The organism is Corynebacterium sp. Marseille-P3884 (assembly GCF_017942225.1).
Lineage (GTDB): Bacteria > Actinomycetota > Actinomycetes > Mycobacteriales > Mycobacteriaceae > Corynebacterium.
Map to the genome: position 1 here is coordinate 1 of NZ_JAGKSD010000013.1, position 14,189 is coordinate 14,189.

Sequence of the window (14,189 nt, forward strand, 5' to 3'; positions counted from 1 at the left end):
TGTCGGTGGTTGATAGCGGTGGGGAAACGCCCGGTCCCATTCCGAACCCGGAAGCTAAGCCCACCCGCGCTGATGGTACTGCACTCGGGAGGGTGTGGGAGAGTAAGTTACCGCCGACCAAAAACTTCACATATTAGACCGGCTGCCGGCCCAACGACGGGCACGGTAGCCGGTCTTTTGTTGCGCCCAATTGCTGGTACCGCGGCCGTCACGGTTCGAATGAAGGAATCGGGAGGCCGGAAAACCCAGGCGTCGTGAAGCTTCGGCGTTGGCCGCTCAAAGGATCAGTGAAGCTGAGTCCTACTGAGCTGAGCAGCATCGGTTTAGCGAAGTCCTCCTCGTCAAGAGCGTGGATGCGGGGATAGATCGGATCGCCGTGAATCGGGATGTCGGCGGCGAGCATCTGCACCCGGAGTTGGTGGGTGCGCCCCGTGACAGGGTGAAGGAGATATCGCGCGGCGCCGGGGCGGTCGGTTAGTGGTTCGATATCGGAAACGTGTGTGAGGGCATTCGGCTTCCGCTCGGAGAGAATGCGTGCGGCCGGCTCGCCTTCGGTCTTCTCGATGTGGTGCTCCCATTTAAGGGGAGCGTTGAGCCCAATATCGTCGGCGATCGCCTCGTAGATTTTGTCTACTTCACGGCGGGCGAAGAGCTCTTGGTAGGCGCCACGGAGCTCTGCGCGTTTGGTCAGCAAAATCAGGCCGGATGTCGCCCGGTCGAGGCGGTGCGCCGGCGTCAGCTCCTGGTTGCCGGTCGCCCGGCGGAGCCGAACGGTGACGCTTTCCGTGATGTGCGATCCCCTCGGCATCGTAGCCAGAAAGGGCGGTTTGTTCACCACCAGGATGTTGTCGTCTTCGAAGACTGTGTCGATTTCGTATGGCACGCGTGCTTCAGGAGCGGGCCGGCGGTAGAAGAACACATCGGTCCCGGGGGAGAGCAGGGCGTCGGGGGCGACAGGGGTGGCGTCGATAAGCACGACCTCGCCCCGCGCGAAACGCTCGTTGACGGCACTCTCGTTGTCTTCTGGGTGCCTGTGGCGTTGCGTGGAAACAAGGTGCCAGATGAGATCCCATGCCCGTATCGGCTCACCCTCGGGAACGCGCGCCCTCGTGGCGCCGAGGCCACCACGCGGAGGGAGCGGAGGGCGTCGTTTGCGGCGTGAGTGATGGATGCTCTTGCTACGGTCAGTCAAAATTGGGTCACCAGCACAGTTGTTGTTCCAAAGCTATTGTCCTTTCTCAAAGGAGGGCATGACTTCAGACCCTATCCTGAAGCGGAGCCGAGACCGCGTGATGCACTATTGCAGCTGGTCAAGTGTGTAGCACGAAGAAACGGAACCGTTGCGGTAATAGTCCGCAAAAACTTCCGCGGCTTCCTTTGAGTCGAACAGTTGTGAAGCGCGCACCCGTTCTATCCTGCCCCGTACGTCAAGCTGCACGATCTCAGCGTGGGATGAGTCTGGACGGTGATCTAGCCGGTAGAGGTGTAGCTCGCCTGACGCGTCCTCGCGGCTAATCTCGATAATCATCGCTTCCCTACTCCCGATGGCTTGGAGGAACTCATAGGGCCACGCTCCGGGGAGCTCGTCCCACAGACGCATGCCTGGCGGCAATTTCCACAATGCGAGTGTGAAAGTGGTGCTACCGTCGAGGCGCGATGGCGCCCGTTTGACGGTCTCGACGGGGTCCACAATCGGCAAGATCTCGTCGGTCGATGAACCGTTCACCTGCAAGCAGTGGGTGGGGTCGAATCGACTCATTGATCAACTTTCTACTCGGAGCCGAGTGTTGACTGTAGAGGTTTCGGTGAGGATTTCCCTGACGGAACATTTCCTATATCGAGTCACATGTATTAACTTAGGTCACATGAATCTTGATGGAATCACTGCCCAGCTCACCGAATTCTCCAGCCACGGCATCGGCAAGTCTATTGCTGAGGTCCTGTGGGCGATCTACACCGCTTTGTTCCCGGCCAACGCAGAGGCCGCTTTCCCGATCGAAATCCCCAAATAAGCTCTGCCCGTGCCCTGTGTCGTCAGGGTTACAATGAAGGTGTCAGGTGACCACCACCTCTAGGCGCGTCACGTCGTAGGTTACGGAAAGGCACGTTCCCATGAGCAACCAGGATTTGGTCATCGTCGCTGTCGACGGCGGCGAGCCTTCAAACAATGCGGTCCGTTGGGCTGCTAACACGGCGCTGAAGCGCGGTGTCCCGCTGCAGCTCGCCTCTTCCTACACCATGCCGCAGTTCCTGTACGCCGAGGGCATGGTCCCGCCGCAGGAGCTCTTTGACGATCTGCAGAATGAGTGCCTGAACAAGATCGAGGCAGCTCGCGAGATCGCCAAGGAAGTGGCCCCGGATCTGGAGATCGGGCACACCGTCGCTGAGGGCTCCCCGATCGACATGCTGCTTGGCCTGTCCAAGGACGCGACCATGATCGTCATGGGCTCCCGCGGTCTCGGCGGTCTGTCCGGCATGGTGCTCGGCTCGGTCTCCGCGGCCGTGGTGGCTCACGCTTCCTGCCCGGTCGTTGTCGTCCGCGAGGACAATGCGGTGACCGAACAGACGAAGTACGGCCCGGTAGTTGTCGGTGTGGACGGCTCCGATGTCTCCGTTAAGGCGACCGAGGTCGCGTTTGAGGAGGCGCAAGCCCGCGGCGCGGAGCTCATCGCTGTGCACACCTACCTGGAGAACCAGGTGCACGAGCCGGTCGCAGGTGCGATCCTCGGCGACGCAAGCTGGAAGCGTTTCGAGCAGGAGCGCCGGGAGAAGCTGGAGCAGGGACTGGCGCCTCTTGAGGCTAAGTACCCGGACGTGAAGGTGACCAAGGTGGTCACGCAGGACCGTCCGGTGCGTGCCCTGGTGGACCACGCGAAGGAAGCCCAATTGCTCATCACCGGTTCCCACGGCCGTGGCGGCTTCAAGGGCATGCTGCTCGGCTCCACGTCGCGCGCTCTGCTGCAGGCGGCGCCGTGCCCGATGATGGTCGTGCGCCCGGAGCGTCTGCCGAAATAACCGCAGGTTGCGGCACGAAAATGTTCCCCACGGTTGGCGAAACGTTACCTAACCGTGGGGCTTTCGTTGCCCACGCGACCTATTAACAAGGCATAATAGGTACGGTATTTCATTCAGAATGAGAGGAAATTAAATTATGTCTACTATTTCTCTGGGCTTCCTGGGTTGGATCGTGCTCGGCGGCATCGCCGGCTGGATTGCTTCGATGATTATGAACCGTGACGCTTCCATGGGCATTCTCGCCAACATCGCTTGCGGTGTCGTCGGTGGTCTGCTCGGTGGCGCCCTGCTTGGACTTATCATTGACGTTGAGTCCAAGGGCTGGTTCTTCAGCTTCCTGACATGCATCCTGGGTTCCGTGATCGTGCTCTGGATCGTCAACCAGGTCACCGGTCGCCGTCGCTAAGGGCAGTCGGGGTCACTGACTCTAGCTCCCGTTTCTCGCGCTGCGAGGGCGGGAGCTTTTTCATGCGTGGAGCCGCACCTGCACGCACACATCCACGCATAACTCCATGCGTTGTATGAACGTACCGGTTTGTCTATTATGTGGTGGAGATGGTCGAGCTAGAAGGAGAAATGTGGTGACTCAGGATCGCGCCGCCACCGCGAAGAAGAAGCCGGCATCGCGTCGACGGAACCGGCCGGCCCCGCGTCAGCGCCTGTTGGACGCGGCGACGAAGCTCTTCACGGAAGAGGGCATCCGTGTCATCGGCATCGACCGGATTCTCCGCGAAGCCGACGTCGCAAAGGCATCCTTGTACTCCCTGTTGGGTTCCAAGGACAACCTGGTCATCGTGTATTTGCAAAAGCTTGACGACGAATACCGGGACCGGTGGTCCGAGCGCACCGCCGCAATGACGGATGCGGATTCGAAGATCTTGGCATTCTTCGACATGGCCATCGAGGAGGAGCCCGCCAAGGATTTCCGCGGTTCTCCCTTTGTCAATGCCGCGACGGAATACCCGCGCCCGGAGACGGATTCAGAGCACAATATCGTCGCCGCCTGCGTGGATCACCGCAATTGGATGCATGCCACGATGACCGAGCTGCTGGATAAGAAGAACGGATACCCGTCCGGCACTCAGGCCAGCCAGCTGTTGATCTTTCTCGACGGCGGCATGACCGGAGCTCGTATCAGCCGTGAAGTAGGGCCGCTGCTCACTGCCAAGGACTTGGCGCGGCAGATGCTGTCCGCCCCGCCGGCGGACTACTCCATCTGATCGGAATCAGCGGCACCATCGGAACTCACTGAGCTATCAGAATTATCCGAGCTATCGGAGCTATCCGAGCTCGCATCCCCAGCTGCTTTTGCTTTCTTCCGCTTGCGCTCTTCAAACCGCTTTTCCATCTCGGTCTTGCGGATATCGGAGCGGACCTTGTTGCGGGCTTTTTGAAGAGATTTCTTTTCTTGCTTGGCTTCTTTCCGCTCGGCCTTCATGGCCGCTTTTTCGGCCTTGATGTCGCGGCGGACCTGTCCGATGGTCGTCGGGTGGGCGAGTGCTTTGAGCTTCCGGCGGCGCCAGGAACGCTTGGCAGTCTTCTTGATCTGCTTCACTTCGCGTTGCTCGTCCAGGGCCTTGGCGCGGGAGGTGTGAATCTGCTCCTTGTGCTCCTCGCGCAGCGGGTACTTCCTCGCCAGGACGTACCAGATAAGTACGGATTGGGACAGCGTCCACAGATTGCCGAGGAACCAGTACATGAGAAGGGCCACCGGGATGAGGCCGGTCATGCCGGCGAAACCGAGCATGATCGGAATGATGACCATCACTCCCCACATCCACTTGTAGACGGTGCGTGGGACCGTGGAGCTCCAATCCAGGTGGGTGCGGGTGCGTAGCTGCCCGACGAAGGTGTTCACGGTGGTGAAGATCAGGGCGAAGATGAGCAAAGGAATCGCGACGGCGCGCACTTGTTCGTTCGAGGTGCCCAGGGCAGCGAATTGCTCGGCGGACATGGACACGTACGCAGGTAGCGGCACGCCCATGAAGGAAGCGTCGAGGAAGCTGGCGATGTCTTCGGGGGTGAGCAGGCCGATATTCGAGTTGGTGCGGCCGTTCTCCGGCACGGACATCCACATGAGTAGGCGGTAGAGACCCAGGATGAACGGGATCTGCACCAGCGGCGGAATACAGCCGGTCATCGGGTTGTAGCCGTATTCCTTATGCAGCTCTTTGAGGGCCTCATCGTGTGCGACGACATCTTCTACCTCGGTGGATTCGCCGTAGCGTTTCTCGAGTCTCTCCTGCTCGGGCCGCATCATCAGCATCATGCGGGTGGAGCGGTACATCTGCCAGTTGAAAGGCACGAGTAGCGCGCGCACCGTGATCACGAGAAGCACGATCGACATCACCCACGCGGTGTCGGGTGCGACGCCGAGGACCTGCGCGAGGAGCCAATGCCACATCTTCATGACCGCGGAGACGGGCCAGACGAATGCTTCGAGAAGCAGAAGCATGGGTGTAACGGACTCCTCTCGAATGATGCGGCAGCAGAGCAGAAACGCCGGGGTGCGGCGTGCTGTGGGTTAATGTTAGGCCCATGTCATCATCGGTGGAAATTCCCGCACGCGCCCGAGTCACAGTGCGGGAAGTGATCGGCGAAATCTTCATCACCGTCGGTGTTATTCTCTTGCTTTTCGCGTTCTACGAGGCATTCTGGACGAATCTGACGTCAGGTGAGATGCAGAAAGAAGCGCAACAGCAGCTTGACGACGAATGGCGTAATCCCCGTGGCAACCACATCGCGGAAATGGGCGAGGCATTTGCGCAGCTGCACATCCCCGTCTTCGGCGCGGATTACCACTACGCGGTGCTGGAAGGCACCGACGATGAGACGCTGCTGGCAGGCCCGGGACATTATTCGGACTCGCAGATGCCGGATGAGGCAGGCAATTTCGCGCTGGCGGGGCACCGCGTGGGCAAGGGCGCACCGTTCAACGACTTGGGCCACCTGAAGGCGTGCGATGCCATCGTGGTGGAAACGCAGACGCAGTGGTTCACCTACCGGGTTCTCCCGATGGAGGAGGGGAAGGAAGGGCGCACGGCGGCGTCGTCAAGCTGTTTATCCGAACCGATGTTGACTGAGGTCGCGGAAGGGCGCTACGCGCATGTTCTCGGACGCCACATCACGCTGCCGAGCGACACGTCGGTGCTCGCTCCGGTGCCCGGCGCTGAAGGGGCGAGCGCAAATGGGCTTGGCCGTATGATCACGTTGACGACGTGCCACCCGCAATTCTCGAATGCGGAGCGCATGATCATTCACGCCGTGCAGACCGACGCGCGGGATAAATCAGCTGGCCCGCCGCCGGCGATGACGAGCGGAAAGGACGCGTAGACCATGTACCGAATTTTGTGGCGTGCGCTGCCGGGGCCGACTCCCGTGAAGGTGCTCATTCTCATCGCGTTGCTGGTCGCGGTGTTCTTCTTGCTGATGAACGTCGTGTTCCCGTGGCTGTCGCCGCTGATGCCGTACAACGACGTGGCGGTGTAGCCCTAGAGCTTCTTCAGCACGTCCGCGATCGCTTCCGCCATTGCTTTCTGCCCGGCGGGCGTGGGGTGTGCGGGGAAGGAATTGGTTTCCTCGCCTGTGGGGTCCGTCCACCGCTCGTTGGCGGGCGCGCAGACGGAGTGGAATTCCGCGTTGGCGGGCAGGACGTAGAGCGCGCCGTTTCGGGTGGCGGCGTCGCGCACCATCGCGTTCATGGTCACCGTGAGGCCGGCTGCCCAGTTCAGGGTGCCGCTGGGCAGATCGGCGGTGGCCTCGCATTCGTCGCGAAGCGAAGCGATCGGCATGTACCCGGTGGTGATGATGGTCGCGTCGGGCGCTTTCTCGTGGATGCGGCGGTAAATGTCGTCGAGCCTGCTCGGAAGGTCGAGCAATGCGCGGGCAGATTCGTCGTAGAGCCCTTCGTCGCAATCTTCCTCGCCACGGTTTTCGAGCATGCCGGTGATGCAGCGGCTCCACGGCCCGAAACTGAGGTCGTTGCCGCCGATCGACAGCGTGATCAGGTCCGTGTCGGGCTCCAGCGCGTCGATCTGCGCTGCGAGCACGCTCGGGTTCTTCTCGGCGCCCACATCTTCGCTTGTCGACGGCTCCGTGCTGGTGCTACTCGGCGACGTGGGCGCGGTCGCGGAGGTCTGCTGTGAGCTGGCTGTTGGGCGAGACGTGGTTTCTGCTGTTGATTCTGCGTCTCTTTCGGCGTCCTTTTCTGCGTCCTCGGCTGCTTCCGCCTCTTCGGCGTCGAGGGCGTCGCTGATGTCGCGCTCGCTGTAGATGTGCGCGGTGGTGGAGCCCTGGCAGGTCGCATCGATGAAGCCGCGCTTCTCGTTGATGCCCGGGTAGAGATCCGCCAGCATGTGCGGGTAATTATCCTCGCTGCGCGCGCAGAATTCCGGCCCCTCGAACGGACCGTCGGCCGAACCCATTGCCGCATACGAATCGCCGAGCGCGACATACAAATCAAAGGAGGACGGCAGGTCCTTCGGATCAGCAGTCACCGTGACAGTGGTGGGGACCTCGACGGTGACGCGTTCGGATTCGCCGTCCGATCCGCAGCCAGCGAGCGCGAGCACCAGCGACACCGCTACCGCCGGGACGGCGGCGGCGCGGAGACGTGTGCCTCGGTCTCGGGGGCGGAAGCGGTTCATGCCCCACATATTAAAGGGACAAATTCGCTATTGCTTGCTCAGCTATGAGCTGCGCTTTCACCGATTCCTTTTGGTTGGTCAGAACAACGATTGCAACTGCATCCTTTGCCACCGCGTAGACGCCGCCGTCTGCTCCGGGGATGACGCCGCCGCCGGCGCGGCCGCCACTCCACCCTGCGGGATCTTCCGCCAGATCGGTCAGGTCCACCGGCGCGAAGTGGTCCACCACCGCACGGGCCTCCTCAGCGCTGCCGGTGTGTCGGACAATGACCTGCAACTGCGGCTCCTCTGGGTACGACCAAAATACGCAGGCGGGAGTGTCGAAGCGCTCGTCCGTGCCGCTCGCAGTGACTTTCTGGCCGTTGGTCTCCGCAACGAATTGGGTCTCCAAAAATGGGCAGTCGGTAACGCCGTCGCGGGCGACCTCGGGACGCGCGTCGGCCGGGAGACCGGAATCGTGGGCCGCTGCTTCCTGCCCGGGCACGGTGGTTGAGTCGGCTGGCGGCTTCTGTTGCGGATCCTGTTCGGCGGTAGGGGTGCAGGCGCTGAGTGTGAGCGCTGCCGCGCAAACGAGGGCACCGCCGATGACGGTGGTACGGGCGTGGGTGCAGGCAGAAGGTACGCTCATTCGCATGACAGCCATGCTACCGAGAGGGGAAAACGGGGAGGACGCACCCGGCACGCGGGCGCTCGATGTCGGTATCGCGCTGCTGACCTTCTCGCTGCTGCTCGTGTCCTTCGGCGGAATCGTCGGCGCGAGCCTCGAGCAAGGGGCGGTGCTGGTTCTCCTGATCGTTGTCTTCGGCTTCATGTACGCCTTCGGTGCGCTGAATATGCCGCGCTTGAATACCGTCGGGCGCCTCGTGTGGTTGCTTGGACTCACCGGCGTGTGGATCGTGGCGATGATCTTCACTCCCGTCGCGGTGTACTGGGTGTTCACGCTGTTCTTCCTGTTCATGCGGTCGGCCGACAATTGGATCGGCATCATCGGTGTGACGGGGGTGTTGGCCATCGCGGTATTCATGCAGGTCCCGCGTGGGCTGACTCTTGGCGGTGTGATGGGCCCGGCGGTCTCCGCGCTCGTGGTCGTAATGATCACGTACGCGTTCAAAGTCATCGTCCGGGTGAGCGCGGAACGCGCAGCACTGATCGACGAACTGGTGAGCACCCAGGACCGGCTCGCCGCCACGGAACGCGAGGCCGGCATCGCCCAGGAGCGCCAACGCCTCGCCCACGAGATCCACGACACGGTGGCGCAGTCCCTGTCCAGTATCCAGATGCTGCTCCATGCCGCGGAGCGGGATTTGCGCGGTACGGGGTTGAGTGAGGAAGAGCTTCGGGTCCCGTTGGGCAGGCTCGAGACGGCCCGGCATTCGGTCTCGGACAATCTGTCCGAAACCCGCGCCATGATCGCGGCTCTCACGCCGGCGCCTTTGTCCGAGACGTCCCTCCCGGAGGCACTGGAGCGGATCGCCGGCTCTTTCGCCCACACCGGTGATATCGCCATTGACATCGACGTGGACGGGGAACCGCATCAGTTGCCGATGCGGGTGGAAGCCGGGCTGTTGCGGATCGCGCAGGGGGCGGTGGGCAACGTCGTCAAGCATTCTGGCGCGACGCGTGCACGCGTGACCCTGACATTCGCGCCGGGGGAGGTGCGCCTGGATGTCGTGGACAATGGCGCGGGATTCGATGTGGCCGCGTTGCCGGAAAAGCCGGTCGGGCTCGGCCACTTGGGTGTGGATGCAATGCGGACGCGTGCGCGGGAATTGGGTGGCGAGCTCATCCTCGAATCCGCTCCGGGCGGGCCCACTGCCGTCTCGGTCGCCGTGCCCGTGGACGAGTCGGTGGCCGCGCCCGACAACAAGGAGAGTAGGATCAACCGAAAGATTGAGGAGGAAGAATGATTCGCGTCTTGCTTGCCGACGATCACGAGATCGTCCGCCTCGGCCTTCGCTCAGTGTTGGAGGCCGCCGACGACATCATCGTCGTCGGTGAAGTGGCCACTGCCGAAGGGGCCATTGCGACCGCCCAAGCGGGTGGCATCGACGTGATCCTCATGGACCTCCGCTTCGGTGCCGGCGCCCAAGGCGCACGGGTGACAACCGGTGCGGAGGCGACTGCGGAGATCCGCTCCTCCATGGCGAACCCGCCGAAGGTGCTGGTGGTGACCAATTACGACACCGACGCGGATATTCTCGGCGCAATAGAGGCCGGTGCCGTCGGCTACCTGCTCAAAGACGCCCCGCCGAGTGAGCTACTCGCCGCGGTCCGTTCGACCGCGAAGGGCGACCAGGCAATGTCGCCGATGGTGCGCAACCGTCTGCAGACGCGGGACCGCAGCCCACGCTCCTCGCTCACTCCGCGCGAGCTCGAGGTGCTTCAACTTGTCGCGGGTGGCTCATCGAACCGTGAGATCGGCCAGCAGCTCATGCTCTCCGAGGCGACGGTGAAATCCCACCTCGTGCATATTTACGACAAGCTCGGGGTGCGTTCCCGTACCTCCGCGGTGGCATCGGCCCGCGAGCAGGGAGTGCTGTAAAAGAAAGATTCAGCAGCGTTACGCGTTGGCGCGACGGTACGCGTCGATGACCTCGAAGGGAATCTTTCCGCGCTGAGCGACCTTCATTCCCTTCTTTCGCGCCCATGCGCGGATCTGTGATGCGTCAACGCGGGTGCGCGGGTCAGCCGGCACCTCGCGTGCGGCCGCGATATACGGCATGAGCGCCTCGTGGAAGCGCTTCACATTCTCTTTGGAGAGGTCGAGGACGTATTCAGTGCCGTTGAAGCTGAAGTGGACAGCCTGATGGTCAGACTCTGACAGCGGCGATCCATCGAGATCGTCATAGAACTGGGTGACTTCACGTCGCGCCATATCCAGCCCCTTTCACGGAAAAGTTTTTACAACTTACTTATTTGTATAAACATACTAGCTGGTCGAAACAGAACCGCCGAACTAAGGGGCAAAAAACTACTGCGCACAGTTAGTTACGCAAGGTCTTCTCTTGGATTTCCGCGGTGAGTTTGTTGATGTCGCGGTCGATAGTCTCGTGCGCGAGGCGGCGCTGAGCGTCGTTCATCTGCTCGACGTTGTTCACGGCAGCATCCAATTCGTCGAGACGCACCTGCGCATCGCGGCGGAACTTGTTGTCCAGCGCGTCATTTTCTTCCACCTGGTGGCGGATGGCCTGCACGCGGCCCTTGAGTTCCGCACCCTGGCTGGAGTAGCGGGACATTTCCGTGGCGGTAAGCCCAGCGGCGCGGGCGCGGTCGTTGACCTGCTTCTCCTGGTAGGTGGTCAGCGCGCGGTACGCCAGCGGAATGAGAATGGGCAGCAGAATGCGGGAAGCACCGACCCACTGCTTGGCCTTCTTCTTGGTGAAGCCAGCTTCCTGGATCTTCTTCAGTTCGGCCTTAGCCAGCTGCTTCTCGTGCTTCTGCTTGCTCTTCAGGCCCTTCTTCTCTTCCTTGAGCAGGCGCTTTTCTGCCTTATCGAGGAGCTTCGCGGTGCGCTTGTCCTGCTTGGCCTCATCCTTCGCCAGCTGACGAGCGCGTGCCTCGGCGGCCTTGATCTCTGCCTTGGTCTTAGCGCGGGAAGCGCGGATCGATTCGAACAGTCCCATGGTGTCGGTTCTCCTGGATAATTCCGTTTCGTCGCAATTTGTCCCGTTCAACTTTACCTGTGTTGAGCCGATAGGCTTGGGCTCGGTGAAAGAAATGGAAAGCGATGATGTTTCGCTGGTGCGGGCAGGCGACTTGGTGGGGTGCAGGTACCGCCTCCGCCAGCGTCTGACGCACCCGGAAATCCCGCCGCTGCCCGACGCGCTCGAGCGCCAGCCGCAGGTCGATGCCGGGCGAGCGGCAGTCTTCGGGTTGCTGCCGGAGCGCAGGGCGCTTGGCGACGGCCGCGGGAAAGCCTTCTCCCGCCTTCTCCTCGACCCGGCGCTCCCGGTGGCCGAGCGCGAGGCGAGCACACGAAAGGCCATGAAAGACCGCACTACCTTGATCGTCGACGGGGCACTGACCGGCGAAATCGACGGGGTGCCGGTGCTTGCCGAGATCGACATCCTGGCCCGGCAGGGCGACGGAACTTATCTTCCGGTGATCGTGTCCAACCACCGTGTGGCGCGACCGAGCCAGACCGCGACCATGCAGTTCATTCCCACCCGCCGTCTGGGGCTGGGAAAGCCACTGGACACAGCAGCGAAGCCGCGCCACCACACCGTGGACGGTTACCGGGTAGCGATGGCCTACCTGCTTCTTGCCGATGCTGGTTGTGCGTCTCCGCTCGGCGCCGTCGTCGGCCAGGACCGCGAGCGCGCCTACGTGGGGGATGCCGCGCGCTATGTCGAGGCGCTCCGCGAAGCCTTGGCGAAGCCCACGCCGACGCATCCGCTGCGCTTGAAGCAGTGCGCGAGCTGCCGCTACTGGGCGTTGTGCGAGCCGGAACTGAAAAATATGGACGACATCTCTCTAGTCTTCCCCGGCCAAAAAGCGCGTCCACTGCGCGAACGCGGGATCACCACGGTGGCAGAGACCATCGCGGCGAACATGGGGGAGACCAGCCAGATCGCCCGTGCTTGGCGCGAAGGAATTCCGGTGCTCGCCCGGGAGGACTTCATTCCTGCGGAGGAATTGCGCGCCGATGTCGAGGTAGACGTGGATATGGAGGCTTATCTCGACCAGGGCGCCTACCTGTGGGGTGCCTTTGACGGCGACCGCTACCGAGCCTTCGCCACCTGGGAGGACGTCGGCGGGGCCGATAACGAGGCCGAAGAGGAGAATTTCCTCGCATTCTGGACCTGGCTCCAATCAGTGCGGGCCCAGGCCCACGAGTCGGGGAAGACGTTCCGCGCCTATTGCTACGCCGCCGGCGGCGAGAACCACTGGCTCATGGCATCGGCCCGGCGTTTTGATTCCATCGACGAGGCGGAGGTCCGCGCGTTCATCGCTTCTAACGAGTGGGTAGATGTCTTCTCCCATGTTCGTCGCCACCTCGTGGGCACGGACGGGCTCGGCCTCAAAGTGGTCGCGCCCGTGGCCGGGTTCGTCTGGGACGACGACGATGTCGACGGCGAACGCTCCGTCGCGCTGCGCCGCGAAGCTCGCCTGGGCGACGCTGCGGCTCGCGAGATGCTCATCCGCTACAACGGCGACGACTGCCGTGCCACCGCCGCGGTGCGCCGCTTCCTCAGTGCCGGTGCTCCGGGGATTCCGCGCCTTTCTTCACTGTGAGCGCCAGCCAACCAGCGATGCACACCAGTGCGACGAGGAATCCGGCGACGATCCCGATGAATCCGCTCCAGCCGGTGAACTGGAACAGCCACCCGGTCAGTGCGCCGAGTGCAGATGAACCGATGTAGTAGAAGAACACGTAGGTGCTCGAGGCTTCTGCGCGATCGCGCGTAGCCACCTGGCCCACCCAGCCGGAGGCGACCGAATGCATGGCGAAGAAGCTGGCCGTGAACAGCAGCAGGCCCGCCAGTGTGAACCACAGATTGCCACTGATCAGTGTGATGGCGCCGAGCAGCATGATGCCGGCCGCGACCACGAGGACACGCCCGCGGCCCGCCTGCTTCACGTACACGCCCGCGCGCGCCGACGACCATGTGCCGGAGAGATACATCAGGTACACCAGGCCGGCCAGAGCCGGCGGGAGCCCGAAGTGGTCGATCGCCCGGAAGCCGAACATGTTGTACACCGAGACGAACATGCCCATTCCAAAGAACGCGGTCGCGTACAGTCCGACCAGCCGCCAGTCGCTCAAATGCCGGAGCATCGCGGCGAATTCATGGCCGGGCTTGAGTGCCTTGGCCTCGAAGCGGCGCTGCTGCGGCAGCAGGATGCACATGATCACCGCGAAGAGCAGTGCCGTGACTGCGCCGCCGAATAGTGCCCACCGCCAGCTAGCTACCTCGAGAATGAATGCTGGCACAAGACGGCCGATCAACCCGCCGATGGAATTGCCGGCGATGTAGAGCCCCATCGCTCCGGCCGCGTCATCGGATTCGATCTCCTCGGAAATCCACGTCATGGCCACTGCCGGGGTGCCCGCGATGAGGCAGCCCTGGATGAAACGCATGGCGATGAGCTGCCCGCCGGTCGCCGCGAGGGGAAGGCAGAGGCCTAGGCATGTGGCCAGCAAGGCCGAGATGATCAGCACGCGACCGCGCCCGAAGCGTTCGGAGAGGATCGAGGCAGGGACCACGCACAGCGCCAACCCGCCCGTGGTGGCGGACACGGTCAGGGCTGCTTCGCCCTCGGTCATACCGAGTTCGTCGGTGAGGGTGGGCAGTAGTGCCTGGGTGGTGTAGAGCGCATTGAAGATAGCCAGCCCGGCGAAAAGGAGCGCGATGCTCGCCCGCCTGTATTCGGCGGTGCCTTTGCGAATCCCTTCTCGTGCGTGTGGCTCCATGTTCAACTATCCAAGCATGTGTCAGTGACGAGGGCCACAACGGGGCCCCCTTGCGCACTAAGGGCAGCCTAACCTATACTCTGTTTTGAGGGCGGAACAAAGACCGCATCTCG

17 protein-coding genes and 1 rRNA gene are annotated in these 14,189 nt (G+C 62.4%); 10 read left to right on the forward strand and 8 right to left on the reverse strand.

The features are described 5' to 3' along the window. The first annotated feature begins 1 nt into the window (after nt 1). Nucleotides 2-119: ribosomal RNA gene (gene rrf, locus J5Y21_RS08480) — 5S ribosomal RNA — on the forward strand. 89 nt (nt 120-208) lie between these two features. Here rrf and J5Y21_RS08485 read toward each other — a convergent pair. Next, entirely contained in the window at nt 209-1,192 is a 984-nt protein-coding gene (locus J5Y21_RS08485) for a pseudouridine synthase (RefSeq protein WP_210574426.1), read from the reverse strand. Between the two features lie 105 nt (nt 1,193-1,297). Beyond that, nucleotides 1,298-1,759 carry a hypothetical protein gene (locus J5Y21_RS08490; RefSeq protein WP_210574427.1) on the reverse strand — a complete coding sequence of 154 codons (462 nt, stop codon included), beginning with the start codon at nt 1,757-1,759 and terminating at the stop codon, nt 1,298-1,300. Nucleotides 1,760-1,865: 106 nt separating this feature from the next. Between J5Y21_RS08490 and J5Y21_RS08495 the strand changes: the two genes are divergently transcribed. The 4 genes from J5Y21_RS08495 (at nt 1,866) to J5Y21_RS08510 (ending at nt 4,235) form a co-directional block, all read left to right on the forward strand. After that, nucleotides 1,866-2,012, forward strand: coding sequence for a hypothetical protein (locus J5Y21_RS08495; protein WP_210574428.1), 147 nt, complete (start codon nt 1,866-1,868; stop codon nt 2,010-2,012). Nucleotides 2,013-2,112: 100 nt separating this feature from the next. After that, entirely contained in the window at nt 2,113-3,015 is a 903-nt protein-coding gene (locus J5Y21_RS08500; RefSeq protein WP_210574430.1) for a universal stress protein, read from the forward strand. 136 nt (nt 3,016-3,151) lie between these two features. Further along, nucleotides 3,152-3,421, forward strand: a complete 270-nt coding sequence (locus J5Y21_RS08505) for a GlsB/YeaQ/YmgE family stress response membrane protein (protein ID WP_210574432.1) — start codon at nt 3,152-3,154, stop codon at nt 3,419-3,421. Between the two features lie 175 nt (nt 3,422-3,596). Next, nucleotides 3,597-4,235 carry a TetR/AcrR family transcriptional regulator gene (locus J5Y21_RS08510; protein ID WP_349236976.1) on the forward strand — a complete coding sequence of 213 codons (639 nt, stop codon included), beginning with the start codon at nt 3,597-3,599 and terminating at the stop codon, nt 4,233-4,235. Here the strand turns inward: J5Y21_RS08510 and yidC are convergent. Next, the gene (yidC, locus tag J5Y21_RS08515; protein WP_210574436.1) at nt 4,223-5,470 is read right to left on the reverse strand and encodes a membrane protein insertase YidC; all 1,248 of its coding nucleotides are present in this window, start codon (nt 5,468-5,470) and stop codon (nt 4,223-4,225) included. The genes J5Y21_RS08510 and yidC overlap by 13 nt on opposite strands. Nucleotides 5,471-5,553: 83 nt before the next feature. Between yidC and J5Y21_RS08520 the strand changes: the two genes are divergently transcribed. After that, entirely contained in the window at nt 5,554-6,348 is a 795-nt protein-coding gene (locus tag J5Y21_RS08520; protein ID WP_210574438.1) for a class E sortase, read from the forward strand. A 3-nt stretch (nt 6,349-6,351) separates the two neighbouring features. Next, nucleotides 6,352-6,504 carry a hypothetical protein gene (locus tag J5Y21_RS08525; protein WP_210574440.1) on the forward strand — a complete coding sequence of 51 codons (153 nt, stop codon included), beginning with the start codon at nt 6,352-6,354 and terminating at the stop codon, nt 6,502-6,504. 2 nt (nt 6,505-6,506) lie between these two features. Here J5Y21_RS08525 and J5Y21_RS08530 read toward each other — a convergent pair whose 3' ends face one another. Continuing rightward, on the reverse strand, nt 6,507-7,661 hold the full coding sequence (locus J5Y21_RS08530) for an SGNH/GDSL hydrolase family protein (protein ID WP_210574441.1): 1,155 nt from the start codon (nt 7,659-7,661) through the stop codon (nt 6,507-6,509). Nucleotides 7,662-7,671: 10 nt separating this feature from the next. Then, on the reverse strand, nt 7,672-8,289 hold the full coding sequence (locus J5Y21_RS08535; RefSeq protein ID WP_210574443.1) for a DUF2020 domain-containing protein: 618 nt from the start codon (nt 8,287-8,289) through the stop codon (nt 7,672-7,674). Between the two features lie 4 nt (nt 8,290-8,293). Here J5Y21_RS08535 and J5Y21_RS08540 point away from each other — a divergent pair, with 4 nt between their 5' ends. Together J5Y21_RS08540 and J5Y21_RS08545 are read left to right on the forward strand one after the other, a co-directional pair. Continuing rightward, complete coding sequence (locus tag J5Y21_RS08540; RefSeq protein ID WP_210574445.1) at nt 8,294-9,568, forward strand: sensor histidine kinase; 1,275 nt, start codon at nt 8,294-8,296, stop codon at nt 9,566-9,568. Further along, the gene (locus tag J5Y21_RS08545) at nt 9,565-10,203 is read left to right on the forward strand and encodes a response regulator transcription factor (protein WP_210574447.1); all 639 of its coding nucleotides are present in this window, start codon (nt 9,565-9,567) and stop codon (nt 10,201-10,203) included. Before J5Y21_RS08540 ends, J5Y21_RS08545 begins: the two co-directional genes overlap by 4 nt. 18 nt (nt 10,204-10,221) lie before the next feature. Here the strand turns inward: J5Y21_RS08545 and J5Y21_RS08550 are convergent, their stop codons facing one another. After that, nucleotides 10,222-10,536, reverse strand: coding sequence for an Lsr2 family protein (locus tag J5Y21_RS08550; RefSeq protein WP_210574449.1), 315 nt, complete (start codon nt 10,534-10,536; stop codon nt 10,222-10,224). Between the two features lie 109 nt (nt 10,537-10,645). Beyond that, nucleotides 10,646-11,284 (reverse strand): DUF6474 family protein, encoded by a 639-nt coding sequence (locus tag J5Y21_RS08555; protein WP_210574451.1) that lies wholly within the window; start codon nt 11,282-11,284, stop codon nt 10,646-10,648. Nucleotides 11,285-11,378: 94 nt separating this feature from the next. Here J5Y21_RS08555 and J5Y21_RS08560 point away from each other — a divergent pair, with 94 nt between their 5' ends. Next, complete coding sequence (locus J5Y21_RS08560; RefSeq protein WP_210574453.1) at nt 11,379-12,896, forward strand: TM0106 family RecB-like putative nuclease; 1,518 nt, start codon at nt 11,379-11,381, stop codon at nt 12,894-12,896. Here J5Y21_RS08560 and J5Y21_RS08565 read toward each other — a convergent pair. Next, nucleotides 12,853-14,076, reverse strand: coding sequence for an MFS transporter (locus tag J5Y21_RS08565; protein WP_210574455.1), 1,224 nt, complete (start codon nt 14,074-14,076; stop codon nt 12,853-12,855). The genes J5Y21_RS08560 and J5Y21_RS08565 overlap by 44 nt on opposite strands. Nucleotides 14,077-14,189: the final 113 nt, after the last annotated feature.